Genomic DNA, 3488 nt, shown 5'->3' with positions numbered 1-3488 from the left:
TGTCGGACGAGGAGCGCGATCTGGGGGTCGCGCTAGTCGAACTCGGCGCGGCGGTGACCACCGTCTCGCTCTATGCGGGCGGCATGCTCGTCGAAATGGCGTCGCTGCCCTTTGGCGCGAGCGACATCACCGACGATATCGCGTCGGCCTTCGGTATCCGCCGCAGCCAGGCCCAGCGGCTCCAGAGCTTTTACGGTTCGGCATCGGCCAGCCCGCGCGACAATAATGAGATCATCGAGCTGGAACCCGGCGCCCCGACGAACGGCGATTCGCCGCGCATTACCCGTGCGCAGCTGGTGTCGGTGATCCGCCAGCGGCTCGACGCGATGATGGGAGAGATCGGGCGGACGCTCAAAGACCTGCATTTCGTCGGTCCGATCGGCCGCCAGGTCGTGCTTGTCGGCGGCGGCGCCGACCTGAAAGGCATCGCCGATTATACCCAGAGCGCGCTGGGCCGCGCCGCCCGCGTCGGGCGACCGCGCGGCTTGCACGGCCTGCCCGATGCGCATAGCGGGCCCGCTTTCGCGACGCTCGCTGGTCTGGTTCTCTACGCCGCGTCCGACCCGGTCGATCTTCGCGATCTGCCGATGATGGCGCAGGATGTGTACAAGCCAGCGGGGACTTCGATCCTCCACCGCCTTATGGCGGCTCTTAAGAGCAGTTTTTGAATCATGCGCAACGAAAAGGTTAATTTTTTGGGTGATTCCCACGTCACAATAGTGCAATGCGGTGACAGAAAACCGGGCGGACGGACTACCGCCCGGCTGGGTCGCAAGGTTGGGGAAGCGGCACCTGTCCGCCGCTGCAGGGAGACTATTTGATGAGCATCAATATTGGCCCGCCGCAGGTCGACGAGCTGAAGCCGCGCATCGCGGTGATCGGCGTCGGCGGCGCGGGCGGCAATGCCATCGCAAACATGATCGCGGCGCGCGTCGAGGGCGTCGATTTTGTCGTCGCGAATACCGACGCGCAGGCGCTGAACGCCTCGCCGGCCGAACGGCGCATCCAGTTGGGGACGCAGATCACCCAGGGGCTGGGCGCGGGTTCGCGGCCCGAGGTCGGCCGTGCGGCGGCCGAAGAAAGCATCGCGCAGGTCGAAGAGGCGCTGAACGGTGCGCATATGTGCTTCGTCGCCGCCGGCATGGGTGGCGGCACGGGGACCGGCGCGGCCCCCGTCATCGCCAAGGCGGCGCGTGATCGCGGTATCCTGACTGTCGGCGTCGTGACCAAGCCCTTCACCTTCGAGGGCAATCGCCGGATGCGGTCGGCCGAAGCCGGCATTGCGGAATTGCAGGATCATGTCGACACGCTGATCGTCATTCCGAACCAGAATCTTTTTCTCGTCGCCAACCCGAACACGACCTTCAAGGAAGCGTTCACCATGGCCGACGAAGTGCTTCAGCAGGGCGTTCGGGGCATCACCGACCTGATGGTCATGCCCGGCCTGATCAACCTCGACTTCGCCGACGTGCGCAGCGTGATGCGCGAAATGGGCAAGGCGATGATGGGCACGGGCGAAGCCGAAGGCGACGGCCGCGCATTGGAAGCCGCGCAAAAGGCGATCGCGAACCCGCTTCTCGACGGCGTGTCGATGGCCGGCGCCAAGGGGGTCATCATCTCGATCACCGGCGGCGAAGACATGCGCCTGATGGAAGTCGACGAAGCCGCGAACCATATCCGCGAACTGGTCGATCCCGATGCCAACATCATCTGGGGCAGCGCGTTCAACGACAATCTGGACGGCAAGATCCGCGTGTCGGTGGTCGCCACCGGCATCGACGGCAGCGGTGAGGCCGCCGCCCCGGCATCGCCCGCCGCGCGCAGCTTCTCCTTCGCACCTGCGCGTGCCGCAGCGCCCGCGCCGGTGGCCGAAGAGATCGTCGAGCCCGTCGCCGCGGAAGAGCCCTTCGTCGAAGCCCCGGCGCCCGAAAGCCAGGATCCGGCTCCCGGTTTCTCGCTGGGCGATGCGGCGGCACCCGACGCTGCGGCCGCGATTGCCGAAGAAGAGCCGATGGAATTGTCGCAGGTCGCCGCGACCTATGACGATACCGCCGATGAACTCGTGCTCGGCGCTCCTGAAGCGCCGGTCGCCGACTATCGCTCGGCGGCTGCGGCGGATCCCGCACCGGCGGACGAATCGGCTGCAAAGCCGGTTGGCGGCGGCACGTTGTTCGAGCGCATGTCGCGGCTCTCGCGGGGGGCGTCCGCACCCGATAGCGAGAATGGCGGCAAAGAGGACGGGGTCGATATCCCGCGCTTCCTGGGGCGTCAGAACAACCAGTAACGGGGCTATCGAACGGCCCCCCGTCGGGCACGGCAGGCCGGGAATCGGGATGATTTGCCCATGCGGCGATTGAAAATGACGGCGAAGCCGGTGCGCGCACGGCAGATGGCGTGCGCGCTCGGCGCGTTGTTGCTCGCAGGCGCGGTCGCGGCGCCCCTCCAAGCGCAGGTGACGCCGCCCGATGCCGCGACCAAGGCCGCGATGCAAAAACGGACGGCGGCGCGCACGCTGCTTTCGTCGGCGCTCGCGCGGATCGGATCGAACAACAGCGATACCGCCGCGCTGCTCGACGCCGGGCGGGCGTCGATCGACCTGGAAGATTATCGCGCCGCGGTGGGGTTCCTCGTTCGCGCCGAACAGCAAAGGCCGCGCGACGGCGCGGTCAAGGCCGCGCTCGGATCGGCGATGGTCCATATGGAAAACCCGACCCGCGCGCTCGATTATTTCGGCGAGGCGCAGCTGTTGGGGGCCTCGGAACGCCTGTTCCTGTCCGACCGCGGGTTGGCGCGCGACCTGCTCGGCCAGCAGGACGCCGCGCAGCGCGATTATCAGCTGGCCCTGTCGATTTCGCCCAATGACGAACTGACGCGGCGTTATGCGCTGTCGCTCGGGATCAGCGGCGACACCGACCGCGCGATCCAGATGCTCACCCCGCAGCTGCGCGCGCAGGACCGCGGTGCGTGGCGGCTTCGCGCAATGATCCTCGCGATGAACGGGCGCGATGGTGAGGCGACCGAGATCGTCAACGCGACCATGCCGCCCGCGATGGCGCAGAATATCCTGCCCTATCTGACCCAGATGGACCGGCTCAATCCGGCGCAACAGGCGGCCGCTGCGCATTTCGGCCGGTTTCCGAACGGCCAGCTCGGCCCGAAACGCAAACCCGTGCAGGTTGCCGCGGCCTCGCCGCCGCCGCCCGCCGCGTCCGGCAAGCGTCCTGCCGCGGCCGGCAACCGGCAAGCCCTAGCCTCGACGACGGCCGCCCCGGCGACCGCGGCGCGCAAGCCCGACCCCAGTTCTTCGGTGCGCCCGCGCGCTGCCGCCCCCGGCGCATCGGCGCCGACAGCCGCGACCTCCAGCGCGCCGGGTGCTGCCGCGGGTCGGCCTGCGCTCCGTTCGCCGTTCAGGCAGACGATCCGCAGCGCAGCCGCATCGCCGCCGCCGACGCCCACGCCGCCGCCGACGCCATCCCCGGCGGCTTCGG

At 68.3% G+C, this 3488-nt stretch carries 3 protein-coding genes; all 3 read left to right on the top strand.

All coding sequences use genetic code 11. The features are described from left to right. The coding region (locus tag A3E77_RS00520) for a cell division FtsA domain-containing protein (RefSeq protein WP_293642955.1) at window positions 1–668 on the top strand (668 nt) is incomplete at its 5' end. A gap of 152 nt (window positions 669–820) precedes the next feature. Next, window positions 821–2284 carry a cell division protein FtsZ gene (gene ftsZ, locus A3E77_RS00515; protein ID WP_293642954.1) on the top strand — a complete coding sequence of 488 codons (1464 nt, stop codon included), beginning with the start codon at window positions 821–823 and terminating at the stop codon, window positions 2282–2284. A gap of 60 nt (window positions 2285–2344) precedes the next feature. Beyond that, window positions 2345–3488, top strand: a 1144-nt coding sequence (locus tag A3E77_RS00510) for a tetratricopeptide repeat protein (protein ID WP_293642953.1), incomplete at its 3' end; no start/stop codon positions are given.

The organism is Sphingopyxis sp. RIFCSPHIGHO2_12_FULL_65_19 (assembly GCF_001830555.1).
Classification (GTDB): domain Bacteria; phylum Pseudomonadota; class Alphaproteobacteria; order Sphingomonadales; family Sphingomonadaceae; genus Sphingopyxis.
The sequence above is the reverse complement of the archived record's forward strand: the minus strand, read 5'-3'. Positions and strand labels throughout refer to the sequence as shown.

Bases quoted from the DNA above. Each gene is read 5' to 3' on its own strand.
- ftsZ (WP_293642954.1), top strand. From the start codon at position 821: ATGAGCATCAATATTGGCCCGCCGCAGGTCGACGAGCTGAAGCCGCGC.